Annotated in this window: 5 protein-coding genes and 2 pseudogenes; 3 read left to right on the plus strand and 4 right to left on the minus strand. The window is 68.5% G+C overall.

Features of this window, described 5'->3' with window-relative positions:
- Together RM445_RS31695 and RM445_RS31700 are read right to left on the minus strand one after the other, a co-directional pair.
- Positions 1–90 (minus strand): annotated as a pseudogene (locus tag RM445_RS31695) (serine hydrolase); the annotation flags it as partial.
- A 62-nt stretch (positions 91–152) separates the two neighbouring features.
- Positions 153–779 (minus strand): integrase core domain-containing protein, encoded by a 627-nt coding sequence (locus tag RM445_RS31700; protein WP_311560557.1) that lies wholly within the window; start codon positions 777–779, stop codon positions 153–155.
- 570 nt (positions 780–1,349) lie between these two features.
- Between RM445_RS31700 and RM445_RS31710 the strand changes: the two genes are divergently transcribed.
- From RM445_RS31710 to RM445_RS31715, 3 genes and pseudogenes are all read left to right on the plus strand, one after another.
- Positions 1,350–1,532 carry a hypothetical protein gene (locus RM445_RS31710; RefSeq protein ID WP_311560558.1) on the plus strand — a complete coding sequence of 61 codons (183 nt, stop codon included), beginning with the start codon at positions 1,350–1,352 and terminating at the stop codon, positions 1,530–1,532.
- A 74-nt stretch (positions 1,533–1,606) separates the two neighbouring features.
- The gene (locus tag RM445_RS32680; RefSeq protein WP_397469451.1) at positions 1,607–1,981 is read left to right on the plus strand and encodes a DUF6527 family protein; all 375 of its coding nucleotides are present in this window, start codon (positions 1,607–1,609) and stop codon (positions 1,979–1,981) included.
- Positions 1,982–2,168: 187 nt separating this feature from the next.
- A pseudogene (locus RM445_RS31715) lies at positions 2,169–2,267 on the plus strand (integration host factor, actinobacterial type); the annotation flags it as partial.
- Between the two features lie 255 nt (positions 2,268–2,522).
- Here RM445_RS31715 and RM445_RS31720 read toward each other — a convergent pair.
- Positions 2,523–4,175, minus strand: a complete 1,653-nt coding sequence (locus tag RM445_RS31720; protein WP_311560559.1) for a tetratricopeptide repeat protein — start codon at positions 4,173–4,175, stop codon at positions 2,523–2,525.
- A gap of 311 nt (positions 4,176–4,486) precedes the next feature.
- A complete protein-coding gene (locus RM445_RS31725; RefSeq protein WP_311560560.1) occupies positions 4,487–5,245 on the minus strand; it encodes a YqjF family protein in 759 nt (252 codons plus the stop codon).
- Between the last annotated feature and the right edge of the window lie 700 nt (positions 5,246–5,945).

The raw sequence follows: 5,945 nt of genomic DNA on the forward strand, positions 1-5,945 counted from the left end.
GATCTTGCCCTCTTGGGCGAGCTGGAGGATTACCGCCGCCGTCATCGTCTTGGTGTTGGAGGCGATTCGGAAGTGCGTGTCGACTCCGGGCCGTCGCTCGACGCCTCGTTCGACGGTGCCGGACGCCTGTGGGTGCCGAGAACTCGGTCACGTCACGCTACCTGCACGTACTCGTGTACGAGGCCGCCGAGCCGATTTCTCCGCAGCGGCCGAACGGACGCTGCGGAGAGCGGGGGAGTGCGGCCCGCGGGCGGGCGTTGATGGAGCGATCGGTGCGGGCGGTGCGTGTTGTAGTGCTCGACGTACTCCTGCAGCCCCGTCGCGAGGTGACGCTGTCCGATGATCAGGAGATGATCGAGGCATTCGCGGCGCAGCGTGCCGATCCAGCGCTCGGCGATCGCGTTAGCGCGCGGTGCTCGAACCGGGGTGCGGATGATGCGGATGTCGACGCCGGCGAACACCGCGTCGAAGGCGGCGGTGAATTTGCTGTCCCGGTCGCGGATCAAGAACCGAAACCGGTGTGCCTGGTCGCCGAGGTCCATGAGCAGGTTGCGGGCCTGCTGGGTGACCCAGGCCCCGGTGGGGTGGGCGGTGATCCCGGCGAGGTACACGCGACGGGTGCCGTGCTCGATCACCACCAGGACGTAGAGGCGGCGGAGGAAGATGGTGTCGACGTGGGCGAAGTCGACCGCGAGGATCGCGTGAGCCTGTGCGGCGAGGAACTGTCGCCAGGTCGGTCCGGAGCGCAGGGGAGCGGGGTCGATGCCGGCGTTCCTCAATATCTTCCAGACTCTTCCAGACTGTGGAGGCAGCGATGTGGAGGCCGAGCCCGACGAGCTCCCCGTGGATGCGGCGGTAGCCCCAGGTCGGATTCTCCTTCGCCATCCGTAGCACCAGGGACCGGGTCGCCTGCGGAACGGGTGGCCGGCCGGGGCGTCGCTGCGGATAGGTCGACCTGCGGGCGACGAGGTGGGCGTGCCAGCGCAGCAGGGTTCTGGGCGAGACGAGCCGTAGCCTGCGCAGCTGCGTGGGCAGCAGTCTGCTCAGCGCGCTGAGGACCGCGCGGTCGACCCAGGTCCAGGCCGGGCGAGGATTGTGTCGGCGGAGCACGGCGACCTCGTGTCGGAGCACCAGGATCTCGACGTCCTTGGCTGCACCGGATCGAGCGAGCAGCGCCAGCCAGCTCAGTACGCGGGCGAGCAGCAGATAGACCAGTCGGAAGACCACAGCGAGCGAGCATGCCGCGGAGGCTGCGGGGCAGTGCCCGCGAGGTCGGCTGCCGAGAAGGTGCTGATCAGGCGCCGTGACAGGGTTCTCGGCACCCACACGCCTATGAGACCAACTTGCAAGTGGCGGAGCTGAACGCGCTGGCGGCCGTCCTGGCCGTTGTCAGGTTCAAAAAGACTCTTGGGTTCTACGCCGACACCGAGGACGAGCGGCACAGCGTGTACCGCATAGACGTCGGCGAGATCTACAACCGCTATGGCGACGGCGACACCGAGCACGAACCCTGCGCGGAGGGCGCCCTGTGAAGTGGGAGCGCCTGCAACCCCGGTTCGACGAGTACATCCCGTTGCAGCCCGAGGCCGGTGTCTTGTACATCTCCATGCAGTACGCCACCGCGGTTCACCTGTGCGCCTGCGGGTGCGGGTTCAAAGTCGTCACGCCCCTCGGCCGGGGTGGGTGGCGGCTGACGTTCGACGGCGCGGTCTCGTTGCACCCGTCCGTCGGCAACGGGCAGTCGAGGTGTCGGTCGCACTACGTCGTCCGTCGCAACGTGATCGACTGGTTTCCGCCGATCTCCGTGCATGCGACGCGCGACGCGGTCTGGCGGGACCGGATCGCAGTCGGAGCCGCCGCCGAGAACGTCGCAATCGAGCCACGACCCGCTCGGAGGGCTCGGGCGTGGCGGCACCTCGTCCGAGCCGTCCAAGGCATGGCCCGTCGCCGCGGTAGGGCACGCCCAACTGAGCGGGCCTGAGGCTGGCGAGCCGCGCCACGGTTGTAGCGACCCGATCTTCATCCGAAGATCGTCGTTGCCGAAGGCTGTGGCGGCGCAGCGACGACGGGGCTCTCGACCGCGGTGTCCGGACCGGCCCACACGGCTGTAAGGAGATAACCATGACCGAGCAGCAGGTGATGGATGGACTCAAGCACGGGACCAGAGCCTGGCGGAGGTGTTCGCGGAGAGCCTGACGAACCCCGTCATCGGGAAGATGAGAGTCTCGACGTTGCCTGACTCCCTGCCCGGCGTCGGCAAGGTGCGTGCCCAACAGCTTGCACGCGGCGTTGACCGACAGCCCGGGCTCCTGCGCCCGGGCCTCCCGGACCATCCGCTTGGCCCGCTGCCTCATCTCGTCGCTGAACTTCCTCGGTGCCGGCACGAAGACCACCCTCCCGTGGCTTCAGGGCCTCCACCACAGCCGGGGCGCTTCAGACAGCCGCTTGCACCGGTGATGACGATCCGCACAACTGCCCGCAGCACCACGTGCCGCTCGAGACGGCGCAGCTCACCCTCCGGGCTAGGCGACCGACATCCGGCATGCGCAGGATGCGCGGATCGGGACGTCGGCGCGTGCGGCGGCGAGCTCGAGCTGCTGTGCGATCACGCGCGCGGCGTCGTCCTTGCCCAGGCGCGTGAGGCATTCGTGGTAGCCGTGCAGGCTCCAGACGTTGCCGGGGTGCTGGCATGCGCGGCCGAGTGTGGCGTCGAGTCCGAGGTCGGCGGCGTAGGCGGCCTCGGCGAGCTCGACTTCGCCCTGCTCGAGCAGCAGGGCGCCGTAGGCGTGGCGGGTGGGCTGCATCCAGCCCCAGGGTTCGTCGTAGGGCAGCGTGTCGTCGAGCTCGATTGCGTGGCGCAGGTGCGCGAAGGCCTCGTTGTAATCGCCCTCGCGGTAGGCGAGCTCCCCGTCGAGCATCGCGGCGGCGACGGCGAGGATGTCGAGGCAGGTGTTGTTGAACAGGTAGCGCGACTCGGGCACGCGTGCGACGGCTGCGTGGAAGGCTTCGCGCTCGGCTCGCACCTCGGCGATCTGGGACGTCGCGGCGTAGGCGAGTGTGCGCCCATAGTGAATCATCGCTGTGGTGACGGAGTAGAGCTCGGGGTCCTTCGGCAGCGGGGTGGCGATGAGCTTGTCCCATGCGCCGAAGCGCACGAGCACGTGGATGCGCATCGGAACAAAGCCCTCGAGCCAGTCGGCCATCGGTGGTACCTCGACCCGCAGGAGCTCCTCGCTGAGCATCGCCTCGAGTGCGCCGGCCGCGTCGAGCGCGACCTGTCGCTGGGCACTGAACATTGCGCCGTAGATGCGGAAGTGGTGGTCGTGTGCGCGGTAGAGCTGGTAAAAGCCGGTGTCGCCGGCGTGCGCGGCGTAGCGGTCGTCGGCGGCGATGGCGGCCTCGTTGTCGGCCACCACGCGGGCGTAGTCGCCGCAGAGCACGTCGATGTGCGTCGGCATGTGGAGCAGGTGGCCGGCGTCGGGAACCAGCGTGCGCAGTGCGTCGGCCGGGCCCAGCGCCTGCTCGGGATGGGCGGACATCTCCATCAGGTGCACGTAGAGGTGAAGCACGCCCGGATGAGTCATCCCACCGGGCAGGCCGAGCGCCTGCTCCAGGACCCGCTTGATCTCCAACGTGCGCGCGCCCGCTGCGGGTTCGCCGGTGGCGACCTCCCACAGCTGCCACGGGGTGAGGTTCATCATCGCGTCGGCGTACAGGGCGGCGACGTCGAGGTCGTCGGGGTGGCGTGCGTGGACGTCGGCCATCGCGTCGGCGTAGGCGAGCTTCCACGGCCCGAAGTCCTCGACCGGCTCGGGCCCGGGGAACCGCTTCGCCAGCGCCTCGATCAGGTCGCGCTCGACGTCGGCCGCGCTCGAGGCGGCCTCGCGCGCGGAGGTGATGGTGGCGTGCGCGCGCCGCAGCGACGCGTGCAGGTCGACGGCGTCGAAGGCGTCCCAGTCCTTGTTGTAGTTGGGGCCCGCGGCGTAGGCGATTCCCCAGTGGGCGAGGGAGCACCCGGGGTCGTGCTCCAGGGCCTGCTCGAAGCAGTGCACCGCTTCCTCGTGGTTGAAGCCGTAGCTCCATACCAGGCCGCGGTCGAACCACGCCTGGGCGGCGGGGGAGGCCGTCGACACCGGGCGGGTGTACGTGCCGAGGTCGAAGGGATAGCCGACCATCCGGCTACTTTAGCTGGCAGGACCATTCTGATTCGCACATTTGCGGGAAGCAGTCAGCAGACGAGCCGACACCCGTGGCAGATAGCCGATCTTCCGGTGCCGGCTCGTGGTGTTCGCGCAGGCTCTCGACGCCGACCTTTGGAAGGTGAAGCAGCTGTCTGCCAGCTGCCGAACGCACCCCGCAGTTGTTGATCAGCATCACGTGTCGTGACGCGAGCTTGCGTCTACCGGAATGGTGGTGGTGAGGCTGAGTGGTCGACGCTGTGACTGTCGATGCTGGTGGAGGTCACGGTCGTCGTCGACGGCTTGTCTCATACTCCGTCAGTTCGTGGGTTCGAGCCCCGCGTCGGACGGTGCCTCAACTCCGGGAGGGGGCGGGAGGCGCCGATCTGGACGTTGCGAACTCCTGGCGAGAAGTGGACCACAGGGTCGCCGTCGGGTGCGGGTAGTCCGGCCGAGCGCACCAGCTTTTCGGTGAGCTGCTCGATGACGCCGGTGAACAGCGGCCATGGCTCATGCTCGACGGGGGTCTCGAACAGTATTCCGAAGCGACGTGTGTAGGCGCGCCATCGGGAGGTGAGCCAGATGTCCCGGTCGGAGGGCTGTATCGCATCGCCGGGCCGGACGACGAGGTGGTAGGACGGGTCGCCGCCTCGTCGGGCGCCCGCGTACACCACGGTGCCCTCGTGCTCGGACACGCTGAGGTCGCCGAGATGGTACGGGGCGCCAACGGCGCAGCGGGCCGCGAGCATCGCGGCGCTGCCCACCTCAAGGGACAGGAACCAAATTCCGTCGCGCCCGTCGGGCCGGCGGACGTAGGTCCGCAGGTTTGTCTCGGGAAAGGTCGTGAAGCGGGTCTTGATCGGCACAACCGCCGGCCGCAGGTCTGCCATCAGGAACGGGGTCAGGCTCACCCAGGCCATGGCGTCGTACTCGTCCACCAGTAGCCCTCGGGGCAGAAGAACCTGCACGTCGGCCGGTCGGAACGGCCAATGCAGGAAGGTCTGGCGGAGCCACCCGGCCTTGAGTACCGGAGGCCAGGCACGCTCGTCGGGTGAGAGCGAGGGCATGCGCGGTGAGTTCCCCAGTAGGCCGTGTCGAATCCGTCGCTGACTCGACGTTGACCAGACGCAACTGTTCCTGCACTGAGGATCAGTCCGGGTCGAAGTCGGCGGGGGGTGGCGGTGTCGAGGAACCGGCGGAACTGTTCGACCTCGTCTGGTGCGCGGTCGTCGCCCTCTGCGCGGATCGCGGTGTGGGCGACGGCGACCGGGTCGAGCACCAGCCGCACCGAGCCGGCCTGGTGCTCGCTGGCTGGCGGCCCTGCCGATGCGGTGGGCACCACACCTGGGCTTGTCTCGCCAAGCTGGCAGACGGCACCGAGTGCGGGACGGAAACGGTGGCACCCGAGCCCGGCAAGGACTGCCGCGGGGTGCGAGCGTGGTGAGCCCGGCGAGAGCGCATATCAATCCGGAAGGCGGAGCAAATCCGGAGCGAACCATCGCGCAGCGGCCGTCACACCTCGGCACGTGGCAGCACGAACCTGCAGGTCAAAAGACATGGAACGGTACTCGGAAGTAGCGCCCGTGATGGTGCATCGCCCTTGACACGGAAGAGACCACTGGTTCAATCCCAGTATCGCCCGGGTCGCGTCCCGCTGCGTGGTGTAACTCGCTCCGCGGGAGGCTCTGCGGTTCAGATCATGCCGTCATGAGTTCGGCGGTGGCCACCCCTTCCGGTGGTGTCGGGGTGGCGAGCAGGGCCATGGTG

Source organism: Pseudonocardia charpentierae (genome assembly GCF_031845345.1).
Lineage (GTDB): Bacteria > Actinomycetota > Actinomycetes > Mycobacteriales > Pseudonocardiaceae > Pseudonocardia > Pseudonocardia charpentierae.

What these genes read in the sequence shown, in the direction of transcription:
- RM445_RS32680 (WP_397469451.1), top strand. Translation starts at nt 1,607, where the DNA reads ATGCAGTACGCCACCGCGGTTCACCTGTGCGCCTGCGGGTGCGGGTTC.
- RM445_RS31720 (WP_311560559.1), bottom strand. Translation starts at nt 4,175, where the DNA reads ATGGTCGGCTATCCCTTCGACCTCGGCACGTACACCCGCCCGGTGTCG.
- RM445_RS31725 (WP_311560560.1), bottom strand. Translation starts at nt 5,245, where the DNA reads ATGCCCTCGCTCTCACCCGACGAGCGTGCCTGGCCTCCGGTACTCAAG.